Raw genomic sequence first — 17254 nt, forward strand, 5'->3', positions numbered from 1 at the left:
ATGATGGAACAGAAAATAGTTCATATTGGCGATATGCCAATTGCTAACGATAAGCCATTTACGTTATTTGCGGGCATGAACGTTCTTGAATCTCGCGATCTAGCGATGCAGATCTGTGAGCACTACGTGAAAGTAACAGAGAAGCTGGGCATCCCTTATGTATTTAAGGCGTCTTTTGATAAAGCGAACCGCAGTTCTGTTCACTCATACCGTGGTCCTGGTATGGAAGAAGGTCTTAAAATCTTCCAAGAGCTGAAAGATACCTTTGGCGTGAAGATCATCACGGATATTCACACTGAAGCACAAGCTCAGCCTGTTGCAGATGTTGTTGATGTAATCCAGCTTCCAGCGTTCCTTGCTCGTCAAACTGACCTTGTTGAAGCAATGGCTAAGACTGGTGCGGTTATCAATGTGAAGAAGCCTCAGTTCATGAGCCCGGATCAAGTGGGTAACATCGTTGATAAGTTCGCAGAGTGCGGCAACGAAAATATCATTCTTTGTGAACGTGGTTCTTGCATGGGTTACGACAACTTAGTTGTTGATATGCTTGGTTTTGGTGTAATGAAAAAATCATCAAACGGCAGCCCAATCATCTTTGACGTGACTCACGCGCTTCAAATGCGTGACCCATCAGGTGCTGCATCTGGTGGTCGTCGTGAGCAAACTGTTGAGCTTGCTAAAGCGGGTCTTGCTACTGGTGTTGCTGGTCTGTTCCTTGAGGCACACCCGAACCCAGATCAAGCGCGTTGTGATGGCCCATCAGCTTTACCCCTAGATAAACTAGAGCCGTTCTTGAAGCAGATGAAAGCACTTGATGACCTGATCAAAGGCTTTGAGCATATTGATATTAAATAATTGAGATGGATGTGAAGTAACGGAAACGTTATTTCACAAAAGTTGAACTAAGAAAGCCCAGTTCTTTGAATTGGGCTTTTTTTATCTCGTAAAAGCAGCCGAACACAAAGCGTTCATTTAAAGAGTTGTTAACGAGGTGGGTTATTACCTAAGAAACTCGTATGTGAGTGCGAGGTCAGTCCTGTTTATAGTAAATTACTGATGTTCATCACACTTTGTAAGTAAACGATTGCTTGTGATGCAGGGGAAGTTTGAGTGCAATCTCATAATTTTGTTACACTTAACTGCTGAACTATGCGTGACCAATTCGACATAAATATGAAATCATCATGTTACATCTGAAATGTTAATTTAAGATAAGTGATGTGAAGTCTTATTGTTCGAACTCCAAATAAGGGGTCGCAATAGATCATAAAAAGCAGTGGATTCCCCTAAAAAGTTCAAAGGTATGACAATGAAGCAACGCCTTATTCTAAAGACAGCACTAAGTGCTGCAATCCTAGCTACTCTAGCTGGGTGTGCGTCTCAATCAACTCAAGATTGGAACCAAGACGAAACATACAAGCTAACGGTTCTACACACTAACGACAACCATGGTCGTTTTTGGCAGAACAAATACGGTGAATACGGCATGTCTGCGCGTAAAACGCTTGTTGATCAACTTCGTGCTGAAGTTGAAGCAGAAGGCGGTAGCGTGTTGCTTCTATCTGGTGGTGACATCAACACTGGTGTGCCAGAGTCAGATCTTCAGGATGCAGAACCTGATTTCAAAGGCATGAATAAAATTGGTTACGATGCAATGGCATTGGGTAACCACGAGTTCGATAACTCATTAGACGTACTACAAAAGCAGATCGACTGGGCTAACTTCCCAATGCTATCTGCAAACATCTACGACAAAGCAACAGGCGAACGCAAGTTCCAAGCTTACGAGATGTTTGAAAAGCAAGGTATCAAGATTGCGGTTATCGGTCTAACAACTGAAGATACGGCAAAAATCGGTAACCCTGAGTTCATTGCAAGCATTGACTTCCGCGACCCTAAAGAAGAAGCGAAGAAGCTGATCGCTGAACTTAAAGAAACAGAGAAGCCAGACCTAATCTTCGCTGTGACTCACATGGGTCACTACGAAAACGGCCAACGTGGTGTTAACGCACCGGGTGATGTAGCACTTGCTCGTTACCTAAACGAAGGCGACCTAGACATGATTGTTGGTGGTCACTCTCAAGAGCCTGTATGTATGGAAGGCCCTAACGTTGCGAAGAAAAACTTCAAGCCGGGTGATGAGTGTAAACCAGACGTACAGAACGGTACTTACATCGTTCAAGCTCACGAGTGGGGCAAGTACGTAGGTCGTGCTGATTACGAATTCCGTAACGGTCAACTAGAGATGGTGAGCTACGATCTGGTTCCAGTTAACCTTAAGAAGAAAGTGAAGATTGACGGTAAGAAGCAACGTGTTCTTATTCAAGATGAAATCGCACAAGATCCAGAGCTACTTGAATTCCTACGTCCTTTCCAAGAGCAAGGTCAGGCACAGCTAGAAGTTCAAATTGCTGAGACAAATGGCAAGCTTGAGGGCGATCGTAACGTGGTTCGTTTCCAACAAACTAACCTAGGCCGTTTGATTGCGACTTCTCACATGGAGCGTGCACAAGCCGACTTCGCTGTGATGAACTCTGGTGGTGTTCGTGACTCAATTGAAGCGGGCAATGTCACTTACAAAGATGTATTGAAGGTACAACCTTTTGCAAACATCCTGACTTACACTGACATGACAGGTAAAGAAGTTCTAGATTACCTAAACGTTGTGGCGACGAAACCAATCGACTCTGGTGCTTACGCGCAATTCGCTGGCATTTCAATGACAGTGACGAACGGTGAAGTATCGAACGTATTCATCGGTGGCAAACAGCTTCGTTTAGACGAAACATACCGCTTCACAGTGCCAAGCTTCAACGCGGCTGGTGGTGACGGTTACCCTAAACTTTCTGACCACCCTGGTTACGTGAACACAGGTTTTGTTGATGCTGAAGTACTGAAAGAGTACCTAGAAGCGAACAGCCCAGTTGACGTGAACAAGTACGCACCGTCTGGTCAAATGGTTTACAAGTAATTGAACCCAGTTAATTGAATCACTAGGTGCTAAATTAGATTGACTCTAGCACCATGATAAATTTAACTAAAGCGACGCCTCGGCGTCGCTTTTTGTTTATCTATCGTTTGGATTTGTTATGACCCCTGCAATCAACCTTGCCAAGAAAAAGAAAATCGCTCATACCGTACATCAGTATCATCACGATGCAAACAACACCAACTATGGATTAGAGGCGGTTGAAGCTCTGGGGCAGGATCCCAAACGCGTGTTCAAAACGCTTTTATTTTGTCTGAACGGCGTCGCTAAAGATTTGGCTGTGGCTGTTATTCCTGTCGACCAGAAGCTAAATCTTAAGCTTGCGGCTAAAGCGGCGAAAGGTAAAAAAGCCGAGATGGCTAATCCTGATATTGCGCAGAAAACCACAGGTTATGTAGTGGGTGGAATCAGTCCGCTCGGTCAGAAAAAAGCATTACCTACCTTTGTTCATTCCAGCGCGACAGAATTAGAAACGATATGCGTAAGTGCAGGGAAGCGAGGCCTGGAAATTGAGCTGACACCTAGGGACTTAGCTTTGCTTACTCGAGCTCAATTTACTGATTTGTGCTTGTAGCAGACGAACGATCATGAAAGCCATTAATCTGACGAGGTAAATACCGATCTTCGTACTCAGCTTTGACTTAACCAACAACAAAAAACGCCCACTAAGATAACCTAGTGGGCGTTTCTGTATTAAAGAGTAGAATATTACTTCTTAAGACCTAAGGTACCACCAACGCGCTTAGGTGCTGGTTTGTTTGGTCTGTTTGAGTCTTGGCTACGGTTTGTTGGCTTGCCGCTTCTACGATCGTTATTGTCGCGGTCTGTGCGACTGCGATCTGAGCTGTTTCGATCTGAGTTTGAACGCTCTGAACGAGAGTTCGATTTCCAGTTCTCGGTGTTGCCGCCGCTTTCACTATTCGACGAATTACGACCACGCTTCGAGTTCGGCGCATGACGGAATTCATCCGCGTTATTACCGCGGTAGGTGCGAGTACGATTCTCGTTTTGATTACGTCGTGCTGTTGAGGTTTGATTTTCCTCACGGCTATCAAATAGCTTAGCATCGGTTGCCTTGCGAATTCGCTGACCTTTTGCGTTTATTTTTGATGCATCTTCAGTGCTCACTGAACCTTCGCACATCGCTAATATCTCTGCGATTTCTTCTTCGCTCAGGTAGCGCCACTTTCCGTTTGGAATGCCATCAAGTGAGATGTTCATAATACGAACACGACGTAGTTTGAAGACTTCATAGCCTAACGCTTCACACATACGACGGATCTGACGGTTAAGGCCTTGAGTTAGCGTAATTCGGAATGAGAACTTTGTCTCTTTCTCGACATTACAAGGCAGGGTAACGGTATCCAAAATAGGGACACCAGAAGCCATTTTCTTCAAGAATTCCGTCGTAATCGGCTTATCTACACGAACCACGTATTCTTTTTCGTGATTGTTACCCGCACGCAAGATCTTATTGACGATGTCGCCATCGTTGGTCAAGAAGATAAGGCCATCAGAGGGCTTATCTAGGCGACCAATAGGGAAGATACGTTTGTGGTGGCCAATGAAGTCGACGATGTTGCCTGGAATATCACGCTCAGTTGTACAGGTAATGCCAGTCGGTTTATTGAGAGCAATGTAGATAGGCTTTTCTTTTGAACGCACTGGCTTGTTGTCGATCTCAACATCATCACCTGGCAATACTTTCGTTCCCATCTCAGGGATCTTGCCATTAATAGTAACTCGGCCTGCATCGATCAGTTTGTCTGCTTCACGACGTGAACAAAAACCAGTTTCACTGATGTATTTATTAAGGCGTTTAGCTTGGGATTCTTGTGACATGATATTCTCTTAGCGTTTCACAACGGAAATATAGATAAACAAAAAGCAACTATGGACAGTTGCTTTTACGTTTTAATTCGTTAACTGAGGCAATTTTAACACCTAGTGTGGGCTTCGGCACTAAATATCTATTTTCGGCACTAAATATCAATTGTGGTATTCGATGTGCTTAGCTGAATGTTCGAAGACGATGGCCTTTTTTCATTAAGCTTCTGATGATTTAGCGAGTCCGTTTTTGGTGACGCTCTCTATTCTCAAGTTTTTTGTCATTACTCTTTCTGAGCATGACGTAAACGGCTCCAGTACCACCATGAAATTGCTGCGCTGAGTGAACACATTGAACATCATTAATTTGCGATAACCAATTGGCTACATAGCTTTTCATCATGGCTGGTGGATTCGAGCGTTCACCCTTACCGTGAACAATAATGACGGTGCGCACATCCATTCTTAAACATTGGCGTAAAAATGAAAGCACTTCGTTGCGAGCATCTTTCAATGTTTTCCTGTGGAGATCGAGCTTAGCTTGAACTGGATATTTACCTAAGCGCAGTTTTTTGTATACGCCTTCTTGAACGCCATCTTTTTTATACGCAATAACGTCATCAGGTTTCAGCATTGGAGAATAGTCGAGAGAGAGGTAATCTTTTTCGTCCTCAGACAGCCACATAGCCGCCTCACGCTTTGCAAGTTGAGACTCGGTAACTCGATGCACTTTTTGGTGCTCAGCGGTGTCATGGTCGATACGTTTCACATCGCCCATCATTTCTTGGAATAGATCTAAGTCGTCATCATGAGACATGGTGTTCATCTCAAGTTGTAGAAGGATAGGGTCAGTATACCTAAGTTGTGGCTGGGTTTAAAAATGAAAAAACCGGAGGAGACAAGAGGAGTCAACTCCGGTGCAAAGCGTTTTAACATTTATTTATCAAGGAAATGATACTTAAAGTAAATGATGTAGGCTGAGCGATACTAGTGAGGAGATTTTTCAGTCATAACTTTGTATATGAAGAACCCTCCATAAAACATCATGAGACCCAGAGCCCCGAATATTACTATCATTGAAGATAGCCCCACTGCATTACCAAATAGGAGTTCTAGCCAAAAGTCCATGTGTATACCTCAAAGTTATATGACATGGCTTAGTGTATTAAGTAGCATTATCAATTCACTGATCTGGATCAATCCTGTTTCATAAGTTAAATACTTGTTGGTGAGTGTGTGTTTTTCGTCACATTAGTCGTTAGGTTGTACGTCTTTTGTTCGAACGATTCGATAATGTAAAAAAGAGTGAAAAAAGCCCTTGCGGATAAATTCAGAACCCGTATTATACGCTCCATCGACAGGCAATCAGCCAGTTAGATATCTCGGTGAATAGCGCAGCTTGGTAGCGCATCTGGTTTGGGACCAGAGGGTCGGGGGTTCGAATCCCTCTTCACCGACCACATTTAGAAAGCCTGCTCAATGAGCAGGCTTTCGTCGTTTTGGAGTGTAGGAAATAGGATTAGAACCTAAGTGGGGTTCGCTAGATGTTCAAAATAAGCTCTTCACTGACCACATTAAAGAAAGCCGTAGCACTATTTTGTAATAGAAAAGGCTGCGGCTTTTTTGCATTCTCAAATTGTGAACATCGGCAGAAAGTGATTTTGCCTGAGTTTAATGCGGCTAGTTAAGCTGTCTTGGTGAGTCGCCAGCCTTAAGGTGTTGTTAAAAGCATGGGCTATTGAACGAACTCACTGGTAGCGACATTGTTCTTTACCCAAATCAGAGCCTGCAGTCGATTCTTCACTTTGATTTTTTTAAATGTATTGTGAAGGTGTGCTTTGACTGTATTCTCACTGACGTAGAGTGTGTCGGCGATCTGAGTGTTGGACGCGCCCTCACCGAGTAGCTTGATGATTTGTTGCTCGCGTTTAGTGAGTTTTAAATAGTACGGGCTCGTTTTTGCGCATTGCCTTTCACGATAAAAGCGAATGTACTTATAAATGAGTTTCCTGCTCATCCACATTTCGTCTTCTAAGATGCAGTTGAAACCAGTGACAAGCTTATCAAGCGTGTCTGAAACATAGAAAATACCGACGAGATATTGCCATTTGAGCATCTCAGTATGCGGGAAGTCGTTTGGAGTGTTTAACAATACTTCATGGGTATCACATATTACATCGTCTCTAAGCTCTTGGTATTTAGATATAAAATCTTTGGTCATTATTGGATAGTCAATAATAATGATATTCAAATTGTCGGCTTGCAATGAGTTGATACTCAGTTTTTCAGGAGATATAAGCCTAATACTAAGGTTCACCTTTTGCTCTAATGACTCTTTGAGCAGCGTAGACTGTAAATTATTTTCGGCTATTAAAATGGCTTGATGAACTTTCGACTTAGCCATGTGTACACTCCTTTATTAACCCACTGCCCTTGTATCAGACTTGATAGTCTATAGCACACATAGTTATTCTACCAATAAGTTGGCTAGTTATTTTATAAATATGGTGAATGTAATTAATAGTACAGGTGAAGGTATATAACAGAATCAAGTGGAAGCATCTGTTTCCTTTAGTTTTATTAATTAACGTCTAGTTCTGTCATCGTACAATCTCGAAATATTCTCCAACTCTTATTTTCTGGTTTAATCTCTAAAGTAAGAGGAAATTGGTTGGAATTAAAAATAAATTTTGTTTTACCACTACTTATATATTGGTTGAGTTGAGAGTGTGTGTTTGTTTTTAGAGTGACTGAAGATGCTGTACTGTTATCAAACACAAGCACGTTATGTTTGTTTTTAATAAAACACTGTGCTGACTTTGAAATTTCTTCAGATGCACTTAAACATAAAGGGAAAAATAAAACGGCGATCAACGCCGTTTTAATATATGCACTTTTTATCATATTAGTTCTGATAAATTATACCGACATTACCACTTGCGCCATTACCTGAAACGAGAGCAGTATCATAAGAGGTTTGTTCAATCATAAATTGGTTTGAACTGCTGTTTGTTAAGCTAACAATGGCATCTGAATGAGAGCCTGTTTGTAACGTGAATACGCGGTTATCGCTACTGCTCACGAGATCGATATCGACATAGTTATCATCGCCACCACCAACATCGGTGTTGACTATCGTTTGAACATAGTTATTATCGCCGCTGATATCGATGTCTACGTCATTATTATCAACACTCGCGTTACTAAACTCGGTATAGGTTGTATTGGAGTTACCAGAGACATTCACATCAGCTTCATTGTAGTCAGCACCACCTAAAGCATTGACGACAGAGATGTTCTCATTACCCACTTGTGTAACACGTAAATCATTGCTTCGACCATAAGGTTGAACTGTGATTTGGGCTTGGTTACTAACACCATCTTGATCAACCCAAGCGTTGTTGTTTACATAGCGTAACTTAACGTGAGCTTCATTGAGATTGCCATCTTGTTGAACCACTACGTCAGAGTTATAGCTAGCATGTGTGTCTACTAGTGCAACATGTCCATTAGTAACACCAGACGTATTCTGGCTAATCGTGACATTGGCATTATCGCCATTGCCCATTTGCCAAACGGCAGTATTATCCATCGCTAAGGGTTGAATACCGGCTACTGTCGATGATATCCCAAGATCGGTTGTTCCTTCTATTGCACCCAACGCTGGTTCAGAGGCTGGAAAAGGAGCTGGTAAATTATCTGCGTATGCTGCATTAAAGCCCAGAATAGCACCGACTATAATTCCAATTTGTGTAACTTTCATAAGTTGTATCCTTATACATTTCCATGTCGACTATGTTGTTACTTCATCGAGAAGCAACGGTGAATCAAGCTTTCCATACTGCGCGCTAATTGGCTTGATTGATGTGAATTCTCATTGAGCTAGACGCGTTGATTACTGCAAAGTCATTGCCGTTCTGAGAAATTCCTAAATTGTCTCCTCCAGACCCAACCATATAAGCCGTATTGCCATGACCTTTCTGAGCAATACTTAATTGGCTGTTTTGTCCTGAGTAATTAGCTTGTCCTATCACCGCCAAGTTGTTATCTCCATCTTGGGAGATCAGAGCGTCGGAATTGGCTCCGAGCTGACCAATAGCGGCTTTGTTGTTTGCTCCATCCTGATCAATAAGAGCAATATTATTCTTTCCTATTTGTCCTATATAAGCTGAATTAGAGCTTCCGTTTTGTTTGATCTTGGCTTTATTATTTGCGCTGGTTCCTAGACTATGTTGTTGAATAATCGCAATGGAACCTGAAGAGTCGGATATATCTATTTCTGAGTAGTTATCCAAATCCCGTGACGAAATAAGATCTAAGTCATTAAACTCGTTTACGACGTCATGGTTTACGTTGTGTAGAAAGCTTCCCTCCAAATCAGAAGCGATAGCACTATTAAAACTACCTATTGATAAATATAAACAAGTTAAGCCGATAAGTGACGCGTCCCTAGTTATCATTACCTTTACCTTAAAGTGTTTGTGGTTTTTACCTCAATCAAGAACCGAAACATAAATTCCTGCACTGAGAGCTGTGTAAGCCAATGTAATGAGGAGATTCTAGGTAGCCAAATGACGAACATCTATAAACTAAAATCTAAAAATAACGTAATTGCATATATTAAAAATACTTAGTTTTTTGAATTTTTATTAACCTTAGTTAGTGAATTGAAATTGGAATTTAATTATAAAGTTTATATGTGACAAAGTGCATTGCACCTACTCTTTATCTTGTTCAAAGAATCACCTCCTCATCTTGTAAATGGACTTCGAATGGGAGCCAATATGAAACTCAAGCTGCTTACAATTACTTTTATCTCTTTTGTTGTTCATGCCGGAGATGAAAGTCATGGTCTTGAAAATGGTGCCCCGTTAGAAAATGGAAAGAAACTTGAGGAGTCGACGAACAGTCTTAAGGAAAAATTTAATGATTTTAGTGAAGTTGATGGAATCATCGTGGATAGAACCATTACGCGTCTCGGAGAGGATTTCTATTTTTTCTTTTCGCAATCGCTTAATGATAGTTATCCTGACCTTAAGGAAAATTTGACGGTAAAAGAAAGGCCAACGGCGTTATCTGGAAGCATCATAGAGGTTCAACATTCTAGGAAACCGATCTTTCGTACGGCGTTGTCCCCCGGTCGTAGACAAGCAAAAGAACGCGCTGCCGATGCAACACGAGTGGTTGGAAATTACATCATCCGATGGCAAGCAGAACGACTGTTTCAAGATACCTACGATCTAGACCATGATGAATTTTGAGGAGGCAGGGATGTCTATATCATTAAAAAAATTGGCACTTATAGTGTTGTTCGTGTCGCCTTCGATTTGTTCGAGCGAATTGGTTTATACGCCCGTAAATCCTAGTTTTGGAGGAAACGCACTAAACAGTTCTCACCTTTTTAATCATGCCAATGCCATTAACGATTATGACGACCCTAGTGCAAGGGATATCTTTGGTGAGCAAGAGTCCGCTCTAGATAGGTTGGCTTCAAGCTTGGAATCACGCTTGATCAGCCAGCTACTTGCTGATGTAGGGAGTGGTAATACTGGGCAACTTGAGACCGATGATTTCTTTCTGAACATAGTGGACGATTCTGGGACATTGTTGGTTCAAATTGTCGATAAAAAGACTGGAGAGTCGACAGAAATCAGCGTTGCTGGGCTGAACCCAGACCTCTAATCACAAGGATTGTGTTATGAAATCGATGTTCACCATCTTCTTGATGCTGGTGTTAGGGGGGTGCAGCTATTCTATGCAGATCCCAGAAACATCTGAGATCCCTAAGCTGATGCCTAGAGGCGCGACTTATACTGACCTCATATCATTACCAAGGCCTCGAGGGAAGATACTTGTTTCGGTTTACGATTTTAGAGATCAAACGGGACAGTATAAACCTCAGCCAAACAGTAATTTTTCAACCGCTGTACCACAAGGGGGCACGTCGTTATTGACGACATCGTTGATCGATTCGCAATGGTTTGTGCCTTTAGAGCGTGAAGGCCTGCAAAATCTATTGACGGAACGTAAGATCATTCGAGCAGCCCAGAAAAAAGATAAGGTCGTGAATAATCACGGTGCGGACTTGTCATCGCTGAGTTCAGCCAACATTGTTATCGAAGGTGGGATTGTGGCCTATGATTCGAACATTGTTACCGGGGGGGCAGGCGCTAAGTATTTGGGTATTGGTGGCTCTGGGCAATATAGAACGGATCAAGTGACCGTGAATTTAAGGGCTGTTGATGTTCGAACTGGGCAGGTTTTATTGAGTGTCACTACATCAAAAACTATTTCTTCACATGAGATTGGTTTCGGCGCATTTCGTTTTGTGGACTACAAAGAGTTGCTAGAGGTTGAGATGGGCTATAGCCAAAACGAACCAGTGAATATAGCTGTAATGTCAGCAATAGATGCCGCTGTGATTCATTTAATCGTTAAAGGAATGAAGCGTGGCATGTGGTCGCCTGGTGACCCTAACGCAATGAAAAATCCAATCATCGCTCGTTATTCTGAAGAGAGTACTGACATACTTTAAGTAACCGAGTAAGCAGCAAAATAGGGCTATGTGGAAAATGGACCTTTCCCGTAGCCCTGTTTTTATCTGTTACTTAGGTGATTTATTTGACGTCACAAGTGATGTCTTTGATCGGTGTTTCCGATGTAACAAAACAAATATAGGCTTCAGCTGGGTTATTTGGACCAATTCGAATGTAACCTGCCTTCACTTCATCTTCATTGAACGAAGCTAAACTAGAGTTACCCGTTTGGCCATCGTAGAAACTTGCTTCAAAATTACTATTCATTTGGCTTGCGATACGGTTGCGTGTTGTAGACGTCGTGAACGTAATATTCGCGCATCGCATTGGTGGCTTCTCAGTAATCAGAAACTGTCCGCTTTCTTTATCTAGCACGCCGCCTTTTGTATCAGGCTGAATGTCTATTGGTTGGAATTGTTCGATCGTGCAAGTTTCTTTGGCAGACGCTGCCGTGGGCATCAGGATCGCTAGGGCTAAAGGTAAAGCGAAGAGTACTGGTTTCATGAGAACAACACCGTATATAAAAAGAGCGAAAGATAATAGCACCGTTATGGTGCTATTAAATGTAATGATTCTGTTATTAGGTAATGGTTACATTATGAGAAAGTCATGGTATCGAATTTAGCTAGCTGTCGTCACTAACCTCAAATTGACACTGAGCTTGTTGGCTTTGTGATTGTTGAGTGACATTGAAACCTTTCTCTTTTAATAGCTGCAAAAGGTTACCTTCGCCAATCAGGTGTAAAGTGCCGACGACCACCAAATAGTGTCCCTTTAAGTCGAGTTTCCAATCATTGGCGGATAGCTTGTTTGCCCAATCGATATTGCGATCGGTAAAAAATGCTTTCTCTAGTTCAGATGGCATTTCAGACAACTTCGCAAACTCCTCAAGCTTCGCTACATCACCGGCTTTCCAACTTTCAATTAAGCAGTGAATCACACCATCAGTTTGGTCAAATTCTTCAAGGCTACTGACTAGCCACTCTTTACCGGAATCTTTTTGTCCTGCGATGAGGTCTATTTGAAATTGTAGAGCCTCTAAGCTGACGACCGGAACATCCGCGATTGTTGCTTTATAGGCGAGTGTTGCATCAACACCGTCAGCCGAACCATAGCCAAGCTTCTTCAACTGTTGCATTTGTATCGACAGAGACGTTGCCCAAGGGGGCGAGCTAAGTAGTTTCTGAGTTGGCATATCCAATGATTTTGAGATGCTCGTTAATAATTGTTTTTGTTCTTTGTTTAATACATCACCTGTGGTCACTGTGGTCGTGGGATACACCACGCCTTCTGTCTTTCTTATATCCGTCTCGACAATTAATCCGTCGCTCTCTTTTAACGTGTCAGTGATCTGTGCGGGAAGCGGGTACATGCTCTCGTCCCCAACGTGGACGGAACCCAAGATAGTGAGGGTCAAATCATCTTTTTTTGCTTGCCAATAAAGGGGTTCGGCGGCCGCTTGCTTTGCTGAAAAGGCGAGAGTGAGTAACGTAAGGTACAAGAATGTGCGCAAAGAGAGCTCCTTTAGAAAGAAATAAACTCGTTAAAAAGGTTTTTGACGGAGTTTTTTAACGGTTTTTTTTGAGAACGATGTCACGTTGTTTGTACGAAAAGTATAACAACCCGAACAAACTCTTAAACCTTTCTCTCTATCAACGACACGATTTTATGAAATTCATTAAAAAGATTGTGATTTAATTCTCAATTATTACGTCAAAATAAAACTGACGGAAGTGCCGTCGATACTAACTTAATGATTTTATTGATATTAAATTTGTTACTGTTTTTGAGATTTGAAGCTGATCACTGAATTAGCCTGATTTAATTCACGGCAAAAAATAAGGCCATATAGTTTATCTAACTTTCGAAGCGCTCCAATTTGCTTCTTACTCAATTTTTTAATTTATGGGTGAATACGATGTTGAAGAGAAACTTACTATCTGTAGCGGTATTAGCTGGCCTGACGGGTTGTGCAGTAACACAAGCACCAGAACAACAGGTTGTTAATGCACTGGCTGATAACCTTGATGTGCAATATGAAATTCTAACTAATCACGGTGCGAATGAAGGTATGGCTTGTCAGGACTTAGGTGCTGAATGGGCGTCATGTAATAAAGTGAACATGACCCTGACCAATGACGGTGAAGCGATTGATTCGAAAGATTGGACTATCTACTTCCACAGTATTCGTCTTATTTTAGATGTTGATAATGAGCAATTTAAGATTACTCGTGTAACTGGCGATCTTCATAAACTAGAACCTACTGAAAAATTTGATGGCTTTGCGGCGGGTGAAGAGGTGGTTCTTCCGTTGACGAGTGAATACTGGCAACTGTTTGAAACCGACTTCATGCCGGGTGCATTCGTTACTGCGCCAAACGCAGAACCTAAGATGATTGCTTCATTGAATACGGAAGATGTTGCGTCATTCGTAACGGGTCTAGAAGGTAACAACCTTAAGCGTACACCTGATGATAACAATGTCATGGCAACCGCCGTTACGCGTTTCGAAAAGAATGCTGATCTAGCAACGCAAGATGTATCAACAACTCTATTACCAACGCCAATGTCGGTAGAAGCGGGTGAAGGTTCAGTCAGCATTGCTGGTGGTATTGCCCTACCAAAAGAGGTATTCGATGCTGAGCAGTTCGCTGCAATTGAAGAACGTGCAGATGTGGTAAACGTAGATGTGAGTGGTGACCTACCTGTTAGTGTTGCCGTTGTTCCTACTCAGTTTACGGGTGATTTGGCGAAATCTGGCGCTTATGAATTAAGCATCTCGGAAGAGGGGATTGCGATCAAAGCGTTTGATAAAACAGGTGCTTTCTACGCAGTTCAGTCTATTTTTGGCCTAATAGACAGTCAGAACGCTGAATCATTACCACAACTGTCGATCAAAGATGCACCGCGCTTTGATTACCGTGGTGTGATGGTGGATGTTGCTCGAAACTTCCACTCAAAAGATGCCATCCTAGCAACGTTAGACCAAATGGCGGCATACAAGATGAATAAGCTGCACCTTCACTTAACAGATGATGAAGGCTGGCGTTTAGAAATCCCAGGTTTACCAGAGCTAACGGATGTAGGGTCTAATCGTTGTTTTGATTTGGATGAGCAAAGCTGTTTATTGCCTCAGCTAGGTTCAGGTCCAACAACAGACAACTTTGGCTCTGGTTTCTTTAGTAAAGCGGATTACATCGAGATCTTAAGCTACGCAAAAGCGCGCAGCATCGAAGTAATTCCAGAAATTGATATGCCAGCACACGCTCGTTCTGCTGTGGTCTCAATGGAAGCACGTTACACTCGTCTAATGGCGGAAGGTAAAGAAGCAGAAGCGAATGAATACCGCTTGATGGATCCACAAGATACATCGAACGTAACGACGGTTCAGTTCTACGATAAGCAAAGCTTCATTAATCCATGTATGGAATCTTCTACTCACTTTGTAGATAAAGTGATCTCTGAAGTGGCGGAAATGCACCAAGAAGCAGGCGTTCCACTAACGACTTGGCACTTTGGCGGCGATGAAGCGAAAAACATCAAGTTAGGCGCTGGCTTACAAGATATTAATGCAGAAGATAAAGTGGCTTGGAAAGGCAATATCGACTTGTCTAAGCAAGATAAGCCATTCCAACAGTCTCCACAGTGTCAGTCTTTGATCGCTGATGGAACTGTAAGCGACTACGCTCATTTGCCAAGTCACTTTGCTGAGCAGGTATCTAAGATTGTTGCTGACAAAGGCATTCCTCATTTTCAAGCGTGGCAAGATGGCCTGAAATACAGCGAAGGTGAGAAAGCATTTGCAACAGAAAGCACTCGCGTGAACTTCTGGGACGTTCTTTACTGGGGCGGCACTTCATCAGTATACGACTGGTCAGCAAAAGGGTATGACGTAATCGTCTCTAACCCAGACTACGTATACATGGATATGCCATACGAAGTAGATGCAGCAGAGCGCGGTTACTACTGGGCAACGCGTGCAACCGATACTCGTAAGATGTTCGGCTTCGCACCAGAAAACATGCCACAAAACGCAGAAACATCATTAGACCGTGACGGCAATGGTTTCTCTGGTAAAGGCGAGATTGAATCAAAACCTTTCTACGGTTTATCAGCGCAACTTTGGTCTGAAACAGTACGTACTGACGAGCAATATGAATACATGGTGTTCCCTCGTGTACTTGCAGCAGCTGAGCGTGCATGGCATCGAGCAGATTGGGAAAACGACTACAAAGTGGGTGTTGAATATTCTCAAGATACTGACTTGGTGAATAAGCAGGCTCTAAACAGCGACTTTAATCGCTTCGCGAATATTGTTGGTCAACGTGAACTGGCTAAGCTTGAGAAAGCAGGCATTGATTACCGACTACCAGTACCGGGCGCTCAGGTTGTTGATGGCAAGCTAGCGATGAACGTTCAATTCCCAGGTGTAGAGCTTCAATACTCTGCTGATGGCGAAAACTGGTTAACGTACGATGAGCAACAACGTCCATCGGTTTCAGGCGAAACTTACATCCGCTCTATCTCTGAAAGTGGCGAGAAAGTAAGTCGAGTAACATCGGTTAAATAATCGATAAGCAACATTAATAGAAGAGCTCTCTAGCTATTATCTTACTCAGGTAAAAGTAGGGAGCTCTTTTTGTTTGCTGCGAATTAGGCTCTTCTACAAAACTGAAACATATAGAAACCGTCTTGGTTTATAACGTCAACAATGCACATAAGGTGAGGCTCATCGCAAAAGTGATGCACTTCTCATTATTCTCTTCAAAAAATAAGTCCCCTATAAAAAACTCTAAATCAAATGTGATTCAACCAATTGAATCTAATTTCGCACCGTAAAATAATGTGATCCCGATCTGTTCATTTTTCCATCTTGAGTTTTTTATTAATTTTTATGTTTTTAAGTGGCTGATTTTAATGTGTTAAATAACTTGTTCTTTTTTGATAGTGAGAGAGATCACTCTGTTTACTCTTTTATTTTGAAACGCAAATTAATTCGAGCAACATAGATTTCATGCCAGGGAGGCGACCAACTACTCAAGCGGTGAAGGTGAATGATGTACCGAAGATATGCCGCTGAAAAAATCAAACTAAGGCAGTTTACTATGAAAAAAATTATCGCTCTAAGTGCTCTTTCTCTTGCTTTCGCTTCTAGTGCTTTTGCTGGTTCTTCTTACGTAACAGGTAACATCCAAATTCACGATGACGGCCGTATCCACGGTTCTGATATGACTTCTACGCTAGAAGCCGGTCACACGTTTGACAACTCTCTAGGCGGCTTCACGGTTTACTCTGAGTTCGATGGCATCCAACTGGGTGAGCTTGAAGGTCTGACTTCAGCTGAAACTGGTGGTGCTCCAACAACAGGTAACAATACTCCTGGCATTACTGTCGGTGGTGAGCAATCTTTCAACATTACTGACAAATTATGGGTTGCTGCTGGTTACCAACACCTATTCTCTGCGGGTGAGAGCATTCAGTTCCGTCCACTAGTTAAGATTGGTTACAACTTCGATAACGGTATCTCTATTAGTAACCGTACTCGTGCACACATCGATGATACTTCTGCTAATGCTGACACAGATTACCGCATGGATAACCGCATTGCTTACACAGTTAATGCTGACCTAGCACTTAGTTACAACAACGTATACATGATTGATGCAGAAGCGATGGACCACGAGTTACGTGCTACATGGACTCGTCAAGGTGTTCAACCTTACTTTGAGTTCCGTAGCCAAGCTAACGGTGTAGATTTCGCAAACGGTGCTTCTAAGCAGAACAACGCATTCGTATTCGGTGCTTCTTACGGCTTCTAAGCTGATTCACTTGGCTACATAGTCGATTAGATTATTAGCCAAGTGAACTTCTTCGTTAATTAGCTTTTTGTTAAATAGCGTCT

Annotated in this window: 16 protein-coding genes and 1 tRNA gene; 9 read left to right on the forward strand and 8 right to left on the reverse strand. The window is 42.3% G+C overall.

The features are described 5' to 3' along the window. From kdsA to ybaK, 3 genes are all read left to right on the forward strand, one after another. A complete protein-coding gene (kdsA, locus tag IHV80_RS03855; RefSeq protein ID WP_017106310.1) occupies window positions 1-855 on the forward strand; it encodes a 3-deoxy-8-phosphooctulonate synthase in 855 nt (284 codons plus the stop codon). A 454-nt stretch (window positions 856-1309) separates the two neighbouring features. After that, window positions 1310-2971, forward strand: coding sequence for a bifunctional UDP-sugar hydrolase/5'-nucleotidase UshA (gene ushA / locus IHV80_RS03860; RefSeq protein WP_192890107.1), 1662 nt, complete (start codon window positions 1310-1312; stop codon window positions 2969-2971). 118 nt (window positions 2972-3089) lie between these two features. Further along, the gene (gene ybaK, locus IHV80_RS03865) at window positions 3090-3563 is read left to right on the forward strand and encodes a Cys-tRNA(Pro) deacylase (protein WP_192890108.1); all 474 of its coding nucleotides are present in this window, start codon (window positions 3090-3092) and stop codon (window positions 3561-3563) included. 134 nt (window positions 3564-3697) lie between these two features. Here the strand turns inward: ybaK and rluF are convergent, their stop codons facing one another. From rluF to IHV80_RS03880, 3 genes are all read right to left on the reverse strand, one after another. After that, the gene (gene rluF / locus IHV80_RS03870) at window positions 3698-4831 is read right to left on the reverse strand and encodes a 23S rRNA pseudouridine(2604) synthase RluF (RefSeq protein WP_192890109.1); all 1134 of its coding nucleotides are present in this window, start codon (window positions 4829-4831) and stop codon (window positions 3698-3700) included. A 220-nt stretch (window positions 4832-5051) separates the two neighbouring features. After that, entirely contained in the window at window positions 5052-5633 is a 582-nt protein-coding gene (gene smrA / locus IHV80_RS03875; RefSeq protein WP_192890110.1) for a DNA endonuclease SmrA, read from the reverse strand. A gap of 170 nt (window positions 5634-5803) precedes the next feature. Next, the gene (locus IHV80_RS03880) at window positions 5804-5944 is read right to left on the reverse strand and encodes a DUF3149 domain-containing protein (protein ID WP_004736246.1); all 141 of its coding nucleotides are present in this window, start codon (window positions 5942-5944) and stop codon (window positions 5804-5806) included. A 255-nt stretch (window positions 5945-6199) separates the two neighbouring features. Between IHV80_RS03880 and IHV80_RS03885 the strand changes: the two genes are divergently transcribed. Beyond that, a tRNA-Pro gene (locus IHV80_RS03885) sits at window positions 6200-6276 on the forward strand. 275 nt (window positions 6277-6551) lie between these two features. Here IHV80_RS03885 and IHV80_RS03890 read toward each other — a convergent pair. The 3 genes from IHV80_RS03890 to IHV80_RS03900 form a co-directional block, all read right to left on the reverse strand. Beyond that, complete coding sequence (locus IHV80_RS03890) at window positions 6552-7220, reverse strand: LuxR C-terminal-related transcriptional regulator (RefSeq protein WP_192890111.1); 669 nt, start codon at window positions 7218-7220, stop codon at window positions 6552-6554. 501 nt (window positions 7221-7721) lie between these two features. Beyond that, complete coding sequence (locus tag IHV80_RS03895) at window positions 7722-8579, reverse strand: curlin (RefSeq protein ID WP_192890112.1); 858 nt, start codon at window positions 8577-8579, stop codon at window positions 7722-7724. A gap of 85 nt (window positions 8580-8664) precedes the next feature. Further along, the gene (locus IHV80_RS03900) at window positions 8665-9276 is read right to left on the reverse strand and encodes a curlin subunit CsgB (protein WP_192890113.1); all 612 of its coding nucleotides are present in this window, start codon (window positions 9274-9276) and stop codon (window positions 8665-8667) included. A 324-nt stretch (window positions 9277-9600) separates the two neighbouring features. Between IHV80_RS03900 and IHV80_RS03905 the strand changes: the two genes are divergently transcribed. From IHV80_RS03905 to IHV80_RS03915, 3 genes are read left to right on the forward strand one after another with little or no spacing between them, the layout of a single operon-like run. Further along, the gene (locus tag IHV80_RS03905; RefSeq protein ID WP_226088507.1) at window positions 9601-10077 is read left to right on the forward strand and encodes a curli production assembly/transport protein CsgE; all 477 of its coding nucleotides are present in this window, start codon (window positions 9601-9603) and stop codon (window positions 10075-10077) included. Between the two features lie 10 nt (window positions 10078-10087). After that, complete coding sequence (locus IHV80_RS03910) at window positions 10088-10498, forward strand: curli assembly protein CsgF (RefSeq protein WP_192890115.1); 411 nt, start codon at window positions 10088-10090, stop codon at window positions 10496-10498. A 16-nt stretch (window positions 10499-10514) separates the two neighbouring features. Then, the gene (locus IHV80_RS03915) at window positions 10515-11351 is read left to right on the forward strand and encodes a CsgG/HfaB family protein (RefSeq protein WP_192890116.1); all 837 of its coding nucleotides are present in this window, start codon (window positions 10515-10517) and stop codon (window positions 11349-11351) included. A gap of 82 nt (window positions 11352-11433) precedes the next feature. Here the strand turns inward: IHV80_RS03915 and IHV80_RS03920 are convergent, their stop codons facing one another. Further along, a complete protein-coding gene (locus IHV80_RS03920; RefSeq protein WP_192890117.1) occupies window positions 11434-11856 on the reverse strand; it encodes a hypothetical protein in 423 nt (140 codons plus the stop codon). Window positions 11857-11977: 121 nt separating this feature from the next. After that, window positions 11978-12865 carry a TraB/GumN family protein gene (locus IHV80_RS03925; protein WP_192890118.1) on the reverse strand — a complete coding sequence of 296 codons (888 nt, stop codon included), beginning with the start codon at window positions 12863-12865 and terminating at the stop codon, window positions 11978-11980. A 405-nt stretch (window positions 12866-13270) separates the two neighbouring features. Between IHV80_RS03925 and IHV80_RS03930 the strand changes: the two genes are divergently transcribed. Both IHV80_RS03930 and IHV80_RS03935 read left to right on the forward strand, forming a co-directional pair. After that, a complete protein-coding gene (locus tag IHV80_RS03930) occupies window positions 13271-15922 on the forward strand; it encodes a beta-N-acetylhexosaminidase (RefSeq protein ID WP_192890119.1) in 2652 nt (883 codons plus the stop codon). Between the two features lie 535 nt (window positions 15923-16457). Continuing rightward, window positions 16458-17171, forward strand: a complete 714-nt coding sequence (locus tag IHV80_RS03935; RefSeq protein ID WP_048615708.1) for an oligogalacturonate-specific porin KdgM family protein — start codon at window positions 16458-16460, stop codon at window positions 17169-17171. Window positions 17172-17254 lie beyond the last annotated feature (83 nt).

It is taken from the genome of Vibrio bathopelagicus (assembly GCF_014879975.1).
Classification (GTDB): domain Bacteria; phylum Pseudomonadota; class Gammaproteobacteria; order Enterobacterales; family Vibrionaceae; genus Vibrio; species Vibrio bathopelagicus.